The following is an 18785-nucleotide window of genomic DNA, read 5'->3' as shown; positions in this document are numbered from 1 at the left end:
CCGGTCCCGGTCCACCGCCCTAGACTGCCCGGCAACAGGTCCAATATGACAAGGAGCCGGTGCAGATGATCGTGACGCCCCTGACAGAACTGTTCGGCCTCGGTGCGCCGATCGTACAGGCCGGGATGGCCTTTGCCGGCATGACGCCCGACCTGGCCATTGCCGTGTCCGATGCCGGGGGGCTGGGATCGGTCGCCATCGGGCCGATGCCGGTTCCGGTCATGCAGATGCTGATGGGCGGCGTCCGGCAGGGCACGACGCGGCCCTTCCACGTCAATTTCATCACGATCTATACCGAGGAGGCCCATATCGACGCGCTCTGCGCCGATCCGGACCCCGTCGCCGCCGCCAGTTTTCACTGGGGCCATCCACCGAAGGGCTGGATCGACAGGCTGCATGCCGCGGGCATCAAGGTGATGGAGCAGCTGGGCTCGGTCGGCGCCGCGAAGATCGCCGCTGATGACGGCGTCGACGTGATCGTGGCCCAGGGGACCGAGGCGGGCGGACACAACTATGGCACCCTGCCGATCTTCGCGCTGGTGCCGGCCGTGGTCGACGCGGCTGGCGGCGTTCCGGTTCTGGCCTCGGGCGGGGTCAGCGACGGGCGCGGACTGGCCGCCGCGCTGTGTCTTGGCGCCGCGGGCGTCTGGGTCGGGTCGCGCTTCGTGGCCAGCGTGGAATCCAGCGCCCATGCCGACTACAAGGCGCGACTGTGCGCGGCCCAAGGGACCGATACGGTGCTAAGCCCCCTGTTCGGCCGGCACCACCCGCATTTCAACCCGATGCGCATCCTGAAGAACCGCGTCGTGGCCGAATTCGAAGGCCGCGAGGACGAGGTCCCCGCCGACAACAGCGGCGAACCCGTGGTCGGCCGCATGACCCTGGGCGGGATCGAGACCGAGCTGCGCCGCTTCGGCAACCTTGTCCCGATGACCGATGCCACTGGCGATTTCGAGGAGTTGCCGCTGCTCTGCGGTCAGGGCCTGGGCGGCATCGCCTCGGTCGAACCCGCGGCGAAGATCGTGGCCGAAATGGCCGCCGAGGCAGAGGCCATCCTGGGCCGGGACTGGACCGCCGCATGACACTGGACGACTTCCGCGCACTGGCCGCGACCGGCGGGCCCGCTGCCGTGGCACGCCACATTGCCGAAACGCTGGCCCGGATCGGCGGCTACAACACCACGACCCAGGCGGACGCGGCCCAGATCGCCGACCTGCTGGGGTCCGGGGGTCCCGGCCCGTTGTCGGGCCTGCCCATCGGCGTGAAGGACAATATCGACGCCCTGCCCTTTGCCACCACCGGCGGCAGCCCGGCCCTGCAGGGCCATGTACCCGCCGCCGACGCCCCGCCGGTCGCGCGCCTGCGCGACGCGGGCGCGGTCCCGGTGATGAAACTGAACCTGCACGAATTCGCCTTCGGCGTGACGTCGAACAACGCGCTTTACGGTCCCGTCCGGAACCCGGTCGATCCTGAACGCGTGGCCGGCGGATCCTCGGGCGGGAATGCCTCGGCCATTGCTCTTGGCCTGATCCCTGCGGCCCTGGGCACCGATACCGGCGGATCGGTCCGTATCCCCGCGGCCTTCTGCGGCATCTGCGGGTTCCGTCCATCGACCGGGCGCTATCCGGATGGTGGCGTGCTGACGATCTCGGCCACCCGTGACACGATCGGACCGATGGCCGCAACTGTCGCCGACTGCGCCACGCTGGACGGCATCGTCGCCGGTGACGAGACACTGCCCGCCCTGCCCGACCGGCCGCTGAGGCTGGGCATCGCCAGCGACATCCGGCCCGGCCTTTCCGCGCAGGTCGATGACGCGATGACAAAGGCGCTGGACCTGCTGGAGGCCGCGGACATCACGCTGATCCATGTCGACGCGGCCGACATCGACGCCGCCACGATCCTGCACGGCGACCCCGTTGCGTTCTGCGAGGGCCGTGCGTCGTTCAGCCGCCTGGCGCGGGATCTGGTGGGGCTGAGCTATGACGACGTCGCGGCCAAGGTCGCCAGCCCCGACGTGGCCGGGATCTTCGCCGCCCTGCCGATGCTGGCCGAACAGACCCGCAAGGCCTGGCAGACAGCCATCGCCACCGCCCTGCCCCGGCTGAAGGGCGACTGGTCCGCGTTACTGGACGCGGCGGGGGTCGATGCGATCCTGTCGGCCACCGTGCCGGTCCCCCCGCCCCTGATCGGCGAGGACGAGACCATGGCGGTCGAAGGTGCAGACCTGCCCACCTTCCCGACCATTGTCCGGAACACCACCCGCGCATCGATGCTGGGCACGCCGTCCTTGTCGCTGCCCGCAGGGCGCGATAGCCAGGGCCTGCCGGTTGGCCTTATGGTCGAAGGCCGGACGGGCGAGGATCGCCGCGTGCTGGCCATCGGGCTGGCGCTGGAAGCTGTGCTTGCCCCCTGTAACACAGTTCAGGAGACCCGGAAATGAAGGGCAAGATCGCCGCGCTGTATCACTATCCGGTCAAGGGCCTGTCGCCCCAGCAGCTGGATCGGGTCAGCCTGACCCCGGGCGAAGGGTTTCCCCACGACCGCGTCTTTGGCTTTGCCCGCCATAACAGCGGTCTGGACCCCGACAATTGGCGCCCGCTGCCCAAGAACCGGTTCCTGGTCCTGATGACCGACGCCGCGCTGGCGGGGCTGAAGACGCATTACGACCCCGCCACAGGCGCCTTCACCATCCGCGAAGGCGGCGTACTGAAGCTGGAAACCACGCTGGACACGGCCGAAGGCGCCGATGCGGCGGTCGACTACATGGCGACCTACCTGGACCTGCCGCCCGGAAACCGCCCGTCGCTGGCGCGGGGCGGGGACAACCGGTTCACCGATATCTCTGTCGTGTCGGCGCAGATGATGAACGCGGTGTCGCTGATCAACCTCGCCTCGGTCCGGGATTTCGAGAAGAAGACCGGCAACGCGGTCGATCCGCTGCGGTTCCGCGGCAACATCTATTTCGACGGCTGGCCGCCGTTGGCGGAACTGGGGCTGGTGGACAGGGAAATCTCTCTGGGCAACGTCCGCCTGCGGCTGTGCCTGCGCACCCGCCGCTGCCCCGCGACCGAGGTGAACCCGGTGACCGCCGAACGCGACATGGCCGTACCGAAACTGCTTCAGCAGAGCTACGACCATTCCGACATGGGCATCTATGGCGAGGTCATCCAGGGCGGCACCCTGACCGCCGGCACGGAAATCGCGTTCTAGTCGAACCGGGCCCCCTGTCCGCCGCCAGCCGCGCAATTTTCGCGCATTTCCCGCAAGCGAGGCTGCCGGGCGCACTGCAGGGGTACACAGACCGGCCCACCGGCGTAAGATTGTCCCGTTGATCCGGAAACAAAGGGCGGCGGCGGTGGACCAGGTGATCCGTGACATCACCCTTCAGGAAATGCAGCTGTTCGGCGACATCGTCACCCGGCTGAACCGGGCCGGCCCCTGGGACGATATCCGCGGACCGGTCCTTGGCGACCTGGCGCGGCTGCTGCGGGCCGATTACGGCGCCTCCTACATCTGGTCCGAGGCGTCGGGGCGGTTCGGCAATGCCACGATCCTGAACATGGATCCGGACAACATCGCCCGCTACGACGACTGGTTCCAGTACCGCGATCCGGTCACGCACCGTGTCCGCGCGCTGGCCCGCCCGGCGCTGGTGGACGAGGTGATGCCGCGCGAGGACCTGCGCCGGACGGAATTCTACACCGATTTCCTGGCCCGCGACGGACTTAGCCACGGGATCAACCTGTTCCTTAAGGACGGCGCCCGCGACCTGGGCGATTTCCGCCTGTGGCGCGCACACGGCACGCCGGATTTCGGCGACCGGGAGCTGGGCCTGCTGTCGGCCCTGGAACCCTTCCTGAAGGCGGCGCTCCGCAGCCAGCAGGACACCGCCCTGACCCCGCGCGAGGCGGAGGTGGTCCGCCTTGTCGCCCGCGGCTGCACCGACCGGGACATTTCCCGCATCCTTGGCATCCGTCACGGCACGGTCCGCACCCATCTGGGCCGGGCCATGGCCAAGGAAGGCTGTGCCAACCGTTCGGAACTGGCGGCACTCTATTCTTCCAGAAGCGGGCTGAACTAGGGTCAGGACCGGCGGGTCTGGCGTCCCGAGGTAGATGTGCGCAGGCGGCCTTAGCGGCGGCAGGGCTGCGCCTCGGGTTCCTGACCGGCCGCTAGTCCATCCGGAAAGGCCGGCCCGGCCAGTGCCGCCCTGCGCGGCGCAACCTTCGGCGCAATGACCCTCGTGCTGCAAGACCGGCGGTGGCCGCGATCCCGCGGAAAAGATGATGCGATCCGTGGGCGGAGGCCCGGGCCGGGACCGTTCCCGGACCGGACCAAATGCGGGCCGCCGGCGCGGATCCCCCCGTCCGACGCGGCGCTGACCGCCGTTGCGCGCGGGGGCCTTCCCCGCGCGCAACGCCCCTTAGCCGCGGCCCGAGAAGATGTCCTTTTTCACGATGGCATGGACGCCCCAGTTGCCGTCGACCACCTGGGTCACGCCGAAATCGACACCCACGGACATCAGCGAATGCGCCTCGTCCTCGGTCAGGCCCTTCGACGACATCAGGAAGGCCCGCATCTTGCGGAACGCATCCCGCATCGCATCGTCGATCGAAGACTTGCCATAGATATCCGCCTGCGCATTGGGGCCCAGGATTTCCAGGTAGTTCGGGACGGAAAAGCCGTGAACGACCCATTCCGACTGAGTTTCCAGCATCGGATAGTCCACGCTTTCCAGCGGCGTTCCGGCCAGGTCGGCCTTCTTGTGCACGATCAGCTGGAAGGTGCCGGTCAGCGAACATTCAATGGCCGTGCCGCACAGTTCGCTGTCGCCCTGGCTGGCATGGGGGTCGCCCACCGACAGCAGCGCACCGTCGACGGACACGGGATAGTACATCGTCGCCCCCTTGCCGATCCGCCAGTTGTCGACATTGCCGCCGGTATAGCTGGGCGGGACGGAATCGACGAAATCGGCCTCGGCCGGGGCCACGCCCAGGGTGCCGAAATGCGGCCGGATCGGGATCCGGATGCCCTTCAGCACGTCGAAGTTGCGGTTGGTCAGCGAATGGTCCACCGGCACGCCGGGATAGTCGATGGTCGGGTGGACCACGCCATAGGGGTCGGTTTGGGGCACCCACTTGAAGTTGTAGACCGCTTCGGCCCAGCTCTTGTCCCCGGTGGCGTCGACCTCGTAGATCGTGATGACCTCGCGTTTGTCGCCGTTCAGCATGTCGTTGTAGTGGTATCCCCACCACGCCGCCGCGTTCGACCCGAAGCTTTTCCCGGTGAACTGCGGATTGCCAGAAGGGCGCGGCGCACAGTCGAGGATACGTACCTCCAGCACGTCGCCCGGCCCGGCCCCGCGGACATAGACCGGGCCGGTCAGGATATGCACGCCCTGCCCGTCCCCGGACCCGATCTTGTAGACCGACGGATCGGTCGAACCCGCGCCGCGCCGATCGACGCCCTTCTTGTCCTTGGTCCAGAGGTACACGCTTTCCGCGCCCTCATCTCCCTGCACCATGCGCTCCATGTCGTCGGCCGCATGGTGGGTCAGCGTCTCGATCGTGACGATATCACCGCTGTCGACCTCGACCTGCGGTTTCAGGGTCTTGCTGAAATAGCCCCAGTGCACGGTATCCGAATTTGCGGGCAGGTAGTGATAGCTCGGCGTGCCGGGCCGTTTCTGCGCACTGGTCTGCGCCAGCGCCGGCGTCACCAGCGACAGGCCGCCCGCGGCCAGACCGCCAGCGCCCAGCAGACCCGCGCCCAGAAAGCCGCGGCGGCCGGGGTTGATCTCTTCCTTGAACTGGCTGAAATGAGCCTCGAAATCGGGGCAATTGACGTCGTCTCCACGACACATGGCGTCTCTCCTGTTGGGTGTTTCCGGTTGCTTGCCGTGCGACGTTGCGGGGCGCGAGGCCGCCCGGGCAAGCGTTCCGGCAGATGGGCCGACAAGCCCGCGGAACGGCCGAAAATCATTCCAGATCAGGATGTTGATGCACGCAGGGCGGTATCGCCCAAAAGGCGCTTTCACCTCTGGGCAACAGATTGTGCGGGTCCGGAATAGTGCAAGACGGTACAGGCGCGCAAAAAAGGTGCATACTCTGTGGAATTCCAGAATTCACACCCACCGCGCCGGGGATCCGCCCGGCCAAAAGCGGGGACTTGCCCGGATGTCCATGCACCAGGGACTGGACCACCTTGACCTGTCGACCCTGCCGGAAGCGGAACGCGCCGACGGCTGGCGCAGGCGGCTGGCCGTCCTTGGGCTGGCCCCGGCGGCCGAAGGCGAAAAGGTCCGCAGCGGCACGCTGGACCTGATGGAGGCGGCCAGCAGCCTGCGCATCGGCCGCTTCTGCGCTCCGGGCCAGGCGCTGCGCCCCGTGGCGGGCCAGCCGGCGACGGCGCCGCTGCTGCTGATCCTGACGCTCCGCAGCCGGGGCGTGCTGACCAGCGGCGCGCGGGTCCAGTACTTTGCCCAGAACGACCTGACGGTGGTGGACCAGGGCCAGGACTGGCAGATCGAATGGTCGGCCGATGCCAAGGCGGTGCTGCTGGAGCTGCCCCGCGCGCTGCTGTCCTCGCGCCTTGGCCGCTACAAGCCGCGGCTGCCGCTGGTCCTTGGCGCCTCGGTCGCGGCCGACATGGCTCGGTCAATGCTGGGGGTTCTGGGCGCGCAGCTGGATTCGCTGACGCAGGAGGATCTGACCACCGGCGAAGGCGCGCTGCTGGACCTGGTCTGCAGCGCCCTGATCCAGGAGGCGGACCTGGACGACGGATCTATGAGCACGGTGCAGGTCGCCCATTTCCGCCGTGTCGCCGCCGCCATCGACAGCCGCCTGACCGCCGCCGAACTGACCCTGGGAGAGATCGCCGAGGCCGCTGGCCTGTCGCAACGCTATGTCCAGCGGTTGTTCGAGCTGCACGGCAGCACCTTCCAGCGCCATGTCCGCCAGAAGCGGCTGGAACGCAGCCGTGCCGACCTGCTGGACATGAGCCAGAACGCCGTGTCGATCGCCCAGATCGCGCATCGCTGGGGCTTTGCCAGCGCGTCCCATTTCAGCCGGTCGTTCCGCGATGCCTTCGGGATCACGCCCCGCGACCTGCGCGACGGCAACAGCGCCGCGCCCCTGCCCTATGCCTTCCGCGGCCATCCCGGTGCGCCGATGACCGGCGCGGGCGGGGCCAGGCCCGCTTCCCCGGGCACGTCCGCTGCCCTGTCCGGCGGCGACCTGCCGACACCCGGCGCCGCCCCAGACAACACCGCCGACTTCGTGTTGCCCGCGCGGTCCGACACGGTGCACTGGGGCCATATCAGCCGCGCCATCCCGCCGGTCCTTTACGTCCCGTCGGGGGCCGTCATCCGCGTCGAAACCCTGACCCAGCATGGCGGCGACGACTATGCCCGTTTCATCGAAGGCGACCCGGGCGCGGAAAGCGTGTTTCGCTGGACCCGCGACGGCAAGACCATCGACCGCCGCGGGGCCGGGCCGCTGGATGCGTCGATCTTCGGGCGGGGGGCCGGCGAGGGCTTCGGCGTTCACATCTGCACTGGCCCGATCCACGTGAAGGGCGCCGGACCCGGCGACGTGCTGGAGGTCGAGATCCTGGAGATCGCGCCGCGCCCGTCGGCCAACCCGGCCTATCCTGGCAAGGCCTTTGGGTCGAACGCCTCGGCCTGGTGGGGATACCAGTACAGCGACCCCCTGCAGGGCACCCGCCGGCATGAAACCGTCACGATCTTCGAGGTCGACCTGGACCGGCCGGAAGAGGCCCGCGCGATCTACCAGTACGAATGGACACCCCAGACCGATCCGTTCGGCGTGGTCCATGACACGATGGACTACCCCGGCATCCCCGTCGATCACGACCGGGTGGACCACCGCCGCAGTCTGACCGGGATCACCGTGCCCGCCCGGCCGCATTTCGGGTTCGTAGGCGTCGCCCCGCGCGAGGCAGAGATCGTGGACAGCATCCCACCCGGATACTTCGGCGGGAACGTCGACAACTGGCGCATGGGGCCGGGCTCAAAGGTCTATCTGCCTGTCGCCGTGGACGGAGCGCTTCTGTCCATCGGCGACGGTCATTTCAGCCAGGGCGACGGAGAGATCAACGGCACCGGGCTGGAGATGTCGCTGACCGGCACCGTGCGCGTCCGCCTGCACAAGGTCGGGGCGGACACGGTGCCCCATGTCCGGGGCCTGGCCACGCCACTGATCGAAACCCCGGACGAATGGGTGATCCAAAGCTTCAGTTTCGAAAACCATCTGCGCGACCTGGGCCGCAGCGCGCAGACCGATGTCTATACGCGCTCATCCGTAGATCACGCGTTGCGCAACGCCTTCCGACAGGCGCGGCGGTTCCTGATGGACACCTATGGCCTGACCGAGGACGACAGCCACGCGCTGTTGTCCGTCGCCGCCGATTTCGCGGTGACACAGGTGGCCGACGGCAATTTCGGCGTCCATGCCAGCATCCGTAAATCCCTGTTCGACGGGCGCGGGCCCGCCTGAAACCGAACCTGAGACCTATTCCGTCAGGCGATAGATCCGCGCGGCATTGCCATGGGTGATCATGTCGATGATGCGGTCGGCCTCTTTCAGGGTGATGTCGCCGTCCGCCAGCCACTGGCCCATGACCTTGTCCATCATCCGTTCGAACTGGATCCGGCCCAGATAGTGCAGTTCCGCCAGCCCGAAGGCGTCGGAGCTGTAGAGCTGCTTGAAGAACGGCCCCATCTCCATCGCCTGCTCCATGGTCCGGATCGCCTGCGGCCCGGTGAAGTTCAGGGTAAAACCCACGTCGAAATAGACGTTCTGGAACACCTCGGCCAGCCAGGTGGCCTGCTGGACGAAGGGATAGCAGTGCAACAGCGTCAGCGGCACCTTCATCGCCTCGGCCTGCTTGATGAAGGGGACAAAGACCGTTGGATCGCATTTCGGCATGTCGATATCCAGGTCGCCCACGGCCGTATGCAGCTGCAGCGGAAAATCCCGTTCGACGCAGATGTCCAGTGCCATGAACAACGCGTGGCGGATCAGGACGGCATTGTCCAGCCGGCGGCTTTCGCCTGCCTCCAGCGCCGCCAGCCAGTCGCCGGCGGCTTTCACCACCGCGCCGGCGTCGGGCCGGGTCTGGTCGATGTCGAAAGTCACGCGATAGGCCACGATGGATTTCAGCGCGACGGCGTCCCTGGCGAAGGCCTCCATCATCTCGGCGAAGAGGCTGACCAGTTCCTCCGCGCTGCCCGCCTGTTTCGCGGCGGCTTCCATCACCGCCTCGATCCGGATGACCTCCTGCGTGGCGCAGCCGGTGATTTCGGCCATCTGCGGCACGTCCAGGATCGTGTCGGACCGGTGGCCGGTGTCGATCAGAAGTTCCGTCATGCCGGCGCCCTGCATCAGCCGCCGGCTGGCCTCGCGGCCGCCCAGTTCGGTGCGCCGCGCGACATAGTCCTCGGGCGAGGCAAAGGGATCCAGCCCCAGCACCGGCGCGCAATAGCGGCGGACCAGCAGGCCCAGCGGCTTGTCGAACTGGGTGCAGCCGTCGGGCGCGGGCAGGTGAGCCTCGGCCATCAGGGCCTCCAGCTGGGGGCGGGTCAGGTCGGCGTCGACGATGCCGTGGCAGTGATGGTCGATATAGCGGCGGGTCTGGGGCATGGGGTCAGGTCCGGTTCAATAGGCGGTGCGATAGGCGTGGAAGACCTGGTCGCCTTCCATCGCGGCGGCGGCTTCGATTTCCCAGCGCTTGATGCCCAGGTAGACGTCGCGCATGTCGTCGCTGAACATGGTGGCGGTCACGGGATCGTCCTGGAACGCCTGAAGTGCTGCCTCCAGCGAGGTCGGCAGTCGCGTCACCCCGGCCGCCTCGCGTTCCGCATCGGTCATGTCCAGCGGATCGCAGGTGATTTCGGTCAGCTTGCCGCCGCCCGACCGGATGCCCGCCAGCCCCGCCATGATCAGCGCGCCAAGGACAAGGTAGGGAGAGGCGGTGCCGTCGCAGGGGCGGAACTCCAGATTGTGGCCCTTGGCCTTCGCCGCGTCGTCGCCGATGCCCGGGGTCACGCGCAGCGCCGCCTCGCGGTTCTGCAGGCCGATGGCGCGATAGCCGCAGCTCCACGAATGGGGCGCCAGGCGATAGTAGCTGACGGGCGACGGCGCCGTGATCGCGACCAGACCGTCGACGCTGGCCAGGATGCCGTGGGCGAATTTCTGTGCCACCTCCGACAGTTCCATCGGGCCGGACGGATCCCAGGTGTGGTTCCGGCCGTCTTCGTCGACCAGCGACATGTGGACATGTGCACCGTTGCCCACCGCATCGGCCGCCGGTTTCGGCGTGAAGCTGGCGGTCAGGCCGTGGCGGCGGGCGACCTCGCGGATTGTTTCCCGCGCGATCAGGCAGGTATCGGCCGCGCGCAGGCCGATATCGGGCTTGCAGCTGACCTCGTACTGGCCATCGCCATATTCCGGCTCCAGCGTGGCGGGACGCACGCCCGCATGGGACAGCGCGGTGTTCAGGTCGTCCAGGAACTCCGACTTCTGCATCGCCGCGGCCAGGGTGAAGCCAGGTGACGGCACATAGCCTTCGCCGGTCAGCAAGAATTCGTGTTCGAAACTGGCCATCAGGGTCAGCCCGGTTTCGGCTTTCAGCGCGTCCAGCGCCTTGCGCAGGAAGCCCCGGCCGCAGCAGTCCCACAGCGCCCCGTCCGACGTGCTGGTGTCGCAGATCACGGCGCGAAAGGCGCCATGGCCCCGGGAAGGCGGCAGGGTGAACTGTGCCTCCATGTCCGGGACCTGACGCACTTCGTCCATCGGGCCCCAGGGATTGTCGACGATGCTGCCGAAGGCGGTCAGCGCCTGACCGGCACAGGCCCAGCCCAGCCCGGTGGCTGTCATCGAGGACAGGTTGGCCGTCGGCACGCCCCGCGTGCGGCTTGTCCCCGCCAGATCGTGCCAAACCAGGTAGGTGACGCCGTCGGTCATTCTGCTTGCTCCATCCATGTCGGTCCCGGCCTAGGGTACGAAGGGGGACGCGGTGTCGTTCAGTTTCTCGAATTCCGCCAGCCGTGCCTTGGCGGCGTCGGTCATGCTGCCATAGACGGCGGCGATCAGGGTTTCGGTCAGGGCGACCGCAGGCACCAGGCTGTCGAAGGGCGACGGCCCGTGGACGTCGCAGACCAGCACGGTTTCGGCCCAGTCGGCGATGGGCGACATCCACTGGTCGGTGACCAGCACGATCTTGGCCCGGCGCTTCTTGGCCTCGCGCGCCAACTGGACGCTGCCCAGTTCATAGCGGCGGAAGTCATAGATGATCAGGACATGGCTGCGGCCCACGTCCAGCATGTGGTTGACCCTCGCCCGCTGATCGAAACTGATCAGCCGGCAATTGCTGCGCAGCAGGTCCATGTGGGCGAACAGCATGTCGGCCAGCGTCTGGCTGAACCGCCCGCCCGCGAACATCAGGTGTCGCGTCGGATCGCACAGGACCTGGAGCGCGCGGTCGAATTCCCCTTCGCGCACCCGGTCGATGGTCGTGGCCACGGCGCGGGGCATCCAATCGGCCATGCCGGTGACCAGTGTTTCGGGATCGGCCTCTTCCGCCGCGGGCTGCATCTGTTCGAAGGCCGAAACCTCGCGTTCGCGGAAGTCGGCCAGCACCCGTTCCCGGAAGCTTTCGAAATTCGCAAATCCCAGCTTGGCCGCCGCGCGCAAGACCGTGGGTGCGCTGACCCCGGCCTGTTCGGCAAACTCGGCGACCGTTGTCAGGGGCGTCGTCGACTTCATCCCCAGAAGCGCCCGCAGCGTGCGCCGCTCCGACGGCGACAGGTCCGGCAACGCGTTGCGCATCAGCTCGAAGATCGATGTCTCGACGCGTCCGCTCATCCTGCCTGCCCGTGCCTCCGGTCCCGTGTTCCGTCGAATCTCCTGTTACAGCATTGCCGATTATGGTCTATCTTGTACACTTCTCTTTGTCCGTTCGACTCGGACCCAGACCCGTCCTGTTTCCCGACAAGGCAGACTCATGGCCCTGAAAACCGACCCGAAACGCCAGAACACAGGGAAAACCTGCGCATGATCTCGGATGCGAAGCGGCGCGCCCTGGCGGATTCGGCGATTCTGTCCGGTGTGCTTTTCGTTACATCTTTCGCGGCCTGGGCGTTTCTTGGTCGAAGCGATCAAGCCATGATCACCTATCTGCTGATCCTGATCGTGGCGAGCCTGGGGATGTCCAGCTTTTCGGCCATGACCGGGATCCTCAGCTTCGGTCACGCGGCCTTCATCGGGCTGGCTGCGCATCTGTCGGCGCTGCTGACGATCCCCGTGGCCGCGAAGGGAATGCTGCTGCCGGACCTGCCGGGCTGGCTGGCCGCGGTGCACATGCCGATCTGGGCGTCGCTGATCGTGACGGTGGCGGTCGTGACCCTGATCGGTGTCGTGCTGGGCCTGCCCATCGCAAGGCTGGGCGGGTCCGAGGCCGCGATTGCCACGCTGGGCCTGCTGCTGATCGTGCACGCGGTGGTCATCGCCTCGGCCGATTACACGCGGGGCAGCCAGGCGATCTATGGCGTGCCGCGGATCAAGTCGATCTGGGCCTATTTCGCCGCTGCCGCCGGGGCCATCTTCGTCACGCGCTATCTTGCCGCCGCGCGGCTGGGCTTGTTGGCCCAGTCGATCCGCGAAAACGAACCCGCCGCCATGTCGGTGGGCATCCGGCCCGTGCGGGTGAAATGGGCGGTCTTCGCCTTTTCCGCCGCCGTGTCCGCACTGGCCGGCGTCATGCTGGGGCATCACCTGACGGTGTTTTCGCCCAAGGAATTCCATTTCGACCTGACCTTCACCCTGCTGGTGATCCTGATCCTGGGCGGCTTTTCGTCGGTCAGCGGCACCGTCGTCGGCGCTGTGCTGGTCACCGCCCTGGTCGAGGGCCTGCGCCGGCTGGAACAGTCGGGCATCTTTGCCGACCTGATGGGGCAAAGCGTCTTCGGCCTGACCGATGTGGGCCTGTCCATCGCTGTCCTCTGGGTGCTCTACCGCCATAACGAAGGCCTGTTCGGCCACCGCGAGCTTTCCGACGTCATTGCCGGATGGCGCAACACGCCCCCGAAACTGCCCGAGGCCGCCGCGATCCCCGAGGAAACGCAGGCGCCGCGCGAATTGGTCGTGGAAGGCGTGTCCAAGGCCTATGGCGGCGTGGTCGCGGTGGACGATGTCAGCTTCACCCTGAAGACGGGAGAGATCGTGGGCCTGATCGGGCCGAACGGATCCGGCAAGACGACGCTGCTGGGCTGCATTGCCGGGACCCATACGGCCAGCACCGGGACCGTGAAACTGGGGGGCCATGACCTGACCCATGCCGCCCCCTACCAGATCGCCGAACAGGGGATCGGGCGCACCTTCCAGACCATCCGCCTGTTCGCCCGCAAATCAGCCATCGACAATGTCGTGGCCGCCGTCGCCGCCGCCCGGCCGCAGCTGTCGCAACAGGCCGCCTATGCCCAGGCGATGGGTTTCCTGGAGATGCTGTGGATCGGCGACCTGGCGAACCGGCAGGCGGGCACGCTGGCCTATGGCCAGCAGCGCCGGCTGGAAATCGCGCGGGCCATGGCGCTGCGCCCGGCCATCCTGCTGCTGGACGAACCGGCCGCCGGCATGAACGAACAGGAATCCGACGACCTGATGTCGATCCTGCTGTCGCTGCGCGAACGGTTCGGCGTCGGCATCCTGATCGTGGACCACGACCTGAAACTGATGATGCGCCTGTGCGAGCGTATCCTGGTGCTGAACAAGGGGCAGCTGATCGCCCATGGCAGCCCGGCCGAGATCCGCACGAACGAACATGTGCTGGAGGCCTACATGGGCCGAAAGGCCACGACGGAAACCAACAACAGGGAACTTTCGACATGACCAAGAACGGACTGTTCGGGGCGCTGGCCCTGACCACCGCGCTGACGTCGGCCGCCGGGATCGCCGCGGCCGAGGACACGCTGAAACTGGGCTATATCGGCGGGCTGACCGGCTATCTGGCGCCCTATGACCAGCCCAGCCTTGCGGGTGTCGAGGTCGCGGTGGACGAGATCAACAAGGCCGGCGGCATCGGGGGCACCATGCCGATCGAGCTGATCGTCCGCGACATGCGGTCGGAAACCGCGCAGGCCTTCGTGGTGGCGCAGGAACTGGTGGACGAAGGCATCGACGTGCTGATCACGCCCTGCGACGTCGACCCGTCCATCGCCGCGGGCCAGGTCGCGCAGGCCGCCGAAGTGCCGGCCGTGACCTCCTGCGCATCGACGCCGACGCTGCCGGGCGTGGTGGGGGACTACATGTTCTCGAACTACCCGGCAGATAACCTGCAGGCCGCTGTGCTGGCGCAATATGCCACCGAACAGGGCTACAAGACCGCCTATGTCCTGCTGTCGCCAGAAACGCCCTATACCGAACGCCTGCCCGAATATTTCATGGTCGCGTTCGAGGCGATGGGCGGCAAGATCCTGGGCGTCACCGAATACTCGATGGGGCAACAGGACTTTTCCGCCGAAGTGACGAAGATCAGCGGGCTGGACGCGCTGCCGGATGTCATCATGACCGCGGCCTATGAACCCGATTTCCCGGCCTTCCTGACCCAGCTGCGCAATGCCGGGATCGACACGCCAGTCCTGGGCAGCGACGGAATCGACAGTCCCACCACGCTGGGCCTGGGCCCGATTGCCGAAGGCGTTGTCTTCACCAATGCGGGCTATGCCGACGAAGGGTCGGACCTGGCTGCCTTCTATGACGCGTTCGAGACGTTTCACGGCAGCGCGGCCGAAAGCGCCTTTACCGCCACGGGCTATGACATCGTGAAGGTCATCGCGCAGGCGGTACAGGACGCCGGCAGCACCGACGGTCCCGCGATCCGTGATGCCTGGGACGCGGTCAAGGACGTGCCCGGCGCCACCGGAACGATCACCTTTGCCGGCGGCAACCGCGTGCCCCTGCGGGCCGTGGCCCTGAACAAGGTGACCGGCGGCGAACTGGACCATGTCGGCACCTTCGTGCCCGATGCGGCCTCTGTCCCCGGCCCGGACGAAGGCGACCACTGATGGCAAACGGCGCGCCCCTGCTGGAGGTCAGCGACCTGAACGTGGCTTACGGCGCCGTGCGCGCCGTACGCGGCGTCAGCCTGTCTGTCGCCGAGGGCGAGGTCGTCTCGCTTCTCGGCGCCAACGGCGCCGGCAAGAGCTCGCTTCTGAACGCCATCATGCGGCTGGCCCCCAAGACGGGCGGCCGCGTCACCTTTGACGGTCGGGACATCACCGACATGGATCCCGAACGGATCGCCGCCGCCGGCCTGACCATCGTGTTCGAAGGCCGGCGTGTGTTTCCGAAACTGTCAGTGTCTGAAAACCTGCTGCTGGGCGCGCTGGCCGGCCGGCGGCGCGGGGCCAATGGCCGCGACCAGGGCCGCATCTACGAGATGTTCCCGGCCCTGGCCGACCGCCAGTCGCAACTGGCGGGCACCCTTTCGGGCGGCGAACAGCAAATGCTGGCCATCGGCCGGGCGCTGATGTCCAAGCCCAAGATGGTGCTGATGGACGAACCTTCGCTGGGCCTTGCCCCCAAGATCGTGGACGAGGTCTTCGAACGGATCGAACGCCTGAAGGCCGAGGGCATGACGATGCTGATCGTCGAACAGAATGTGGCCATGGGCCTGTCGGTCGCCGACCGCGGGCTGGTCCTGTCCTCGGGCCAGGTGGTCCAGCAGGGAACGGCGGCGGAACTGGCCGCGTCCGACAGCCTGACGGACGCATATGTGGGTGGGAGCTGACCCGGAACCATGGACATCTTTCTGCAGCAGCTTGTGAACGGCCTATCCCTGGGCGGCACCTATGCGCTTCTGGCGATCGGGCTGGCGATCATCTATTCGATCATGGGCCTGATCAACTTCGCCCATGGCGACCTGATGACCCTGACCGGCTATGCGATGATCGGCGTCGTGGCACTGGGTCTGCCCTTCCCCGTTGCGATCCTGTGTGGGCTGGTCGCCGCGACCCTGGCCGCGATGGCGATGGAACGCATCGCCTTCCGCCCCCTGCGCGGGGCATCCGGTGCGTCGATGCTGCTGTCCTCGCTGGCCGTGTCGACGGTCTTGCACATCGCCTTCCAGGTCCTGATCTCTGCCCGGCCGCAGGCCCTGCCCTTTCCGCCCATGTTCAGCGGCGCGATGGATCTTGGTTTCGCCCGGATCGGCAATATCCAGGCGATTTCCATCGTCGTGGCCGTGCTGGCGCTGATCGTGGTGAACGCGATCCTCTACCGCCTGCCCCTTGGCATCGCGATCCGTGCCGCGGCACAGGATTTCGACGCGACGCGGGTCATGGGCGTGCAGGCCAATCGCCTGATCAGCCTAGCCTTCGGCCTGTCGGGCGTGCTGGCGGGCATTGCCGGGGTCCTCTGGATCGCGCAGCGCGGGTCTGTCGACCCGGCCCTTGGCTTCAACCCCGTGATCAAGGCCTTCATCGCTGTGACCCTGGGCGGCCTGGGCAGCCTTCAGGGCGCGGTTCTGGGCGGCCTTTTCCTGGGCCTGCTGGAGGTCTTCCTGCGCGCCTATCTGCCCGAAGACACCCTGCCCTATCGCGAGGCCGTGGCGCTGACCCTTGTCGTCTTCGTCCTGCTTTTCCGTCCGCAGGGCTTCATGGGCAAATCCGAGGCGGTGCGATGACCGCATCCCCCCTGCTGGCCCCGTCGCTTCTGGGGCCGACGGACCCGCCGGCCGTTCAGGTCCAGTCGCCCGGGGCGGACAGTCCGTTCCTGTTCGTCTGCGATCATGCAGGGCTGGCCGTGCCGCAGGCGCTGGGGACGCTGGGGCTGCCGCACAAGGATCTGGAACGGCATATCGGCTGGGACATCGGCGCGCGCACCATCGCGGAAGAGCTGGGCCAGATCTTCGGCGCCACCGTGATCGCCAGCACCTACAGCCGGCTGGTCTATGACCTGAACCGCTATCCCTGGGATCCCTTTGCCATGACCGCGCTGGCGGACGGCACCGCCATTCCCGGCAATGCCGCCCTGACGCAGGTTCATCGCGAACGCCGCTATCAGGAAATCGCGCGCCCCTATCACGACACCATCGCGGCCGAGATCGACGCGCGGCTGTCCCGCGGGCGCCCGCCGATCCTGATCTCGGTCCACACGATGACCGACCGGATGAAGGGCGGCGCATTCCGCGACCAGGCCTATGCCGTGCTGTCGACACAGGACCCGGTGTCGCAAAGCTTTCTGGCGGCCCTGCGGTCCCGGACGGATCTGTGCGTCGGCGACAACGTCCCCTACGCGCTGGATATCGACATCGACTATACCGTGCCGGAGCACGCCATCCGCCGCGGCCTACCCTCGATCATGTTCGAGGTGCGGCAGGATCTTGTCACCGATCTCGCCACCGCCGCCAAACATGCCGGGGTGATCGCCCGCGCCCTGCGCAAGACGGACTTTGCCGCCCGCGGCTGAGCCGTGCGATGACCCGGGGTTTGACCCAGGGTTTGATCCCGCCCGGCAGGATGTTTCAGGCCTGAGGTCGTCTGGCCGCCGGTCCGGCGGCGATCTTCACGCGTTCATCCAGGATGGCGGGCTGGCCAGCCTGAAAGGCGACGGTCGCCCCTTGTTCAAACGGCGTGGACGGATCGACCGCTGCCCGGCGCCCCCGGATGGGGCGCTGTTTCGGCGGTCAGGCTCTAACTGCATCCGATCCCGGTCAGTATTTCCGCCGTCCCCGGCATCAAGGCCAGCGATGCCGCAATCCTCTCCCTCCACCGCGGACCCTGCCCTTGCGCGTCCTCCCACGCCGCGACCAGATCGTCGGGCCGATCCTCTGCCAATACCCGGATCAGGAACGCCGCCTGTCCGCGATCCTTGCGGGCCTTGCCCCGGTCCGACCCGTCCCGGCGACGGTCCGCGACGATCAGCTTGTGCACCGCAAACCGTTCCGGCCGCGGGATCTGGACCAGCACGCCCGACCGGTACAGCGCCACGGCATGGATCGGTTCCGCGATCAGGTAGTTCAGGTAATTCAGCGCCTGCGCGCTGACCCCAAGCGCCGGCAAGGGCTTCACCGTCTCGTCCCCGAAGGCGGGGGTCAGGAATTCGACCAGCGCCGTGCCCCGGCTTTGCCGCCATTTCCAGACCTGCCGGTCATGCACCCCGGGTACAGCGTCGAATTTCAGCGCCTTCAGGATCTCGCCCGGGTCTTCCTCGACCCGATCCCCAAGCGCCACCGACAACCGTTCGAAACTGGCAAAGTCGATGTCGCCGGTCTGCGCCAGTTCGTCCATATCGAAGCGCACGCCCAGTTCGCCCTGATAAAGCGCATAGGCCCCCGTCCCCACAATGGTCCCGCCCAGCCGGAAGACCCCGGCGCGCGCAAAGGCCAGCAGCATCGACCCGGTATCGCGATCCGTGGCGATCAGCCCTTCGGCCCGCAGGACCCGCGCCAGCCGGCCCATCTCGGCCTGCCGCGCCTTCGCATCCGCCTTCAGCGCCACGGCCCGTGCCAGCCGGTCCCGCAGGGCTGGCGTATCCTCGCCCAGATAGCGGCTGCGCATCTCGGTCCCCAGCCGGAACTTGTCGTAAAGATAGGTGCGCCCGGCGCGGTGCCGTTCCTCGATGGACCCCAGAAGGCCCGAGGCCACTTCGTCCAGGTGCAGCCGCAGCAGGTCGTGATAGGCCACCTGCGCCGTGCGCGAGAGAGATTGGATGGTCATCGGCAGGGCCCCTCCGTGTGCATCAAGAATAAGTTTGATGCAGACA

The 18785-nt window shown here is 67.3% G+C and carries 15 protein-coding genes; 10 read left to right on the top strand and 5 right to left on the bottom strand.

The genetic code is table 11. From position 1 onward, the window contains the following. Positions 1 to 65 precede the first annotated feature (65 nt). From FQK05_RS12625 to FQK05_RS12610, 4 genes are all read left to right on the top strand, one after another. Positions 66 to 1082, top strand: a complete 1017-nt coding sequence (locus tag FQK05_RS12625; RefSeq protein ID WP_158967233.1) for an NAD(P)H-dependent flavin oxidoreductase — start codon at positions 66 to 68, stop codon at positions 1080 to 1082. Then, positions 1079 to 2443 carry an amidase family protein gene (locus FQK05_RS12620; RefSeq protein ID WP_158967231.1) on the top strand — a complete coding sequence of 455 codons (1365 nt, stop codon included), beginning with the start codon at positions 1079 to 1081 and terminating at the stop codon, positions 2441 to 2443. The genes FQK05_RS12625 and FQK05_RS12620 overlap by 4 nt, the downstream gene beginning before the upstream one ends. Beyond that, a complete protein-coding gene (locus FQK05_RS12615) occupies positions 2440 to 3213 on the top strand; it encodes an MOSC domain-containing protein (RefSeq protein WP_158967229.1) in 774 nt (257 codons plus the stop codon). The genes FQK05_RS12620 and FQK05_RS12615 overlap by 4 nt, the downstream gene beginning before the upstream one ends. A gap of 118 nt (positions 3214 to 3331) precedes the next feature. Further along, positions 3332 to 4084: a helix-turn-helix transcriptional regulator gene (locus FQK05_RS12610; RefSeq protein ID WP_233270483.1), complete on the top strand. Its 753-nt coding sequence runs from the start codon at positions 3332 to 3334 to the stop codon at positions 4082 to 4084. A gap of 342 nt (positions 4085 to 4426) precedes the next feature. Here the strand turns inward: FQK05_RS12610 and FQK05_RS12605 are convergent, their stop codons facing one another. Further along, positions 4427 to 5866 (bottom strand): acetamidase/formamidase family protein, encoded by a 1440-nt coding sequence (locus tag FQK05_RS12605; protein WP_158967227.1) that lies wholly within the window; start codon positions 5864 to 5866, stop codon positions 4427 to 4429. A gap of 313 nt (positions 5867 to 6179) precedes the next feature. On the opposite strand from FQK05_RS12605, the gene FQK05_RS12600 reads away from it, so the two are divergent. Continuing rightward, on the top strand, positions 6180 to 8519 hold the full coding sequence (locus FQK05_RS12600) for an acetamidase/formamidase family protein (protein WP_199252649.1): 2340 nt from the start codon (positions 6180 to 6182) through the stop codon (positions 8517 to 8519). A gap of 15 nt (positions 8520 to 8534) precedes the next feature. Here FQK05_RS12600 and FQK05_RS12595 read toward each other — a convergent pair whose 3' ends face one another. Genes FQK05_RS12595 through FQK05_RS12585 form a run of 3 tightly spaced genes read right to left on the bottom strand, consistent with a single transcriptional unit; the run spans position 8535 to position 11888 of the window. Next, the gene (locus tag FQK05_RS12595; RefSeq protein ID WP_158967225.1) at positions 8535 to 9665 is read right to left on the bottom strand and encodes an amidohydrolase family protein; all 1131 of its coding nucleotides are present in this window, start codon (positions 9663 to 9665) and stop codon (positions 8535 to 8537) included. A 15-nt stretch (positions 9666 to 9680) separates the two neighbouring features. Next, positions 9681 to 10988: a type I glutamate--ammonia ligase gene (locus tag FQK05_RS12590; protein ID WP_158967223.1), complete on the bottom strand. Its 1308-nt coding sequence runs from the start codon at positions 10986 to 10988 to the stop codon at positions 9681 to 9683. Between the two features lie 30 nt (positions 10989 to 11018). After that, on the bottom strand, positions 11019 to 11888 hold the full coding sequence (locus tag FQK05_RS12585) for a MurR/RpiR family transcriptional regulator (RefSeq protein WP_158967221.1): 870 nt from the start codon (positions 11886 to 11888) through the stop codon (positions 11019 to 11021). 300 nt (positions 11889 to 12188) lie between these two features. Between FQK05_RS12585 and FQK05_RS12580 the strand changes: the two genes are divergently transcribed. The 5 genes from FQK05_RS12580 to FQK05_RS12560 are packed head-to-tail and all read left to right on the top strand — an operon-like array spanning position 12189 to position 17489. Further along, positions 12189 to 13910 carry a branched-chain amino acid ABC transporter ATP-binding protein/permease gene (locus tag FQK05_RS12580; protein ID WP_158967219.1) on the top strand — a complete coding sequence of 574 codons (1722 nt, stop codon included), beginning with the start codon at positions 12189 to 12191 and terminating at the stop codon, positions 13908 to 13910. Next, entirely contained in the window at positions 13907 to 15085 is a 1179-nt protein-coding gene (locus FQK05_RS12575) for an ABC transporter substrate-binding protein (protein ID WP_158967217.1), read from the top strand. The genes FQK05_RS12580 and FQK05_RS12575 overlap by 4 nt, the downstream gene beginning before the upstream one ends. Beyond that, a complete protein-coding gene (locus FQK05_RS12570) occupies positions 15085 to 15810 on the top strand; it encodes an ABC transporter ATP-binding protein (RefSeq protein WP_199252648.1) in 726 nt (241 codons plus the stop codon). Before FQK05_RS12575 ends, FQK05_RS12570 begins: the two co-directional genes overlap by 1 nt. A 9-nt stretch (positions 15811 to 15819) precedes the next feature. Then, complete coding sequence (locus FQK05_RS12565) at positions 15820 to 16704, top strand: branched-chain amino acid ABC transporter permease (RefSeq protein ID WP_199252647.1); 885 nt, start codon at positions 15820 to 15822, stop codon at positions 16702 to 16704. Further along, positions 16701 to 17489 (top strand): N-formylglutamate amidohydrolase, encoded by a 789-nt coding sequence (locus FQK05_RS12560; RefSeq protein WP_158967215.1) that lies wholly within the window; start codon positions 16701 to 16703, stop codon positions 17487 to 17489. Before FQK05_RS12565 ends, FQK05_RS12560 begins: the two co-directional genes overlap by 4 nt. Before the next feature lie 224 nt (positions 17490 to 17713). On the opposite strand, the gene FQK05_RS12555 is transcribed toward FQK05_RS12560, so the two are convergent. Then, entirely contained in the window at positions 17714 to 18739 is a 1026-nt protein-coding gene (locus FQK05_RS12555; protein WP_158967213.1) for a nucleotidyltransferase family protein, read from the bottom strand. Between the last annotated feature and the right edge of the window lie 46 nt (positions 18740 to 18785).

The sequence above is a fragment of the Chachezhania sediminis genome (genome assembly GCF_009765275.1).
Lineage (GTDB): Bacteria > Pseudomonadota > Alphaproteobacteria > Rhodobacterales > Rhodobacteraceae > Chachezhania > Chachezhania sediminis.
Note: the sequence above shows the minus strand (reverse complement) of the source record. Positions and strands in the feature narration are given on the sequence as shown.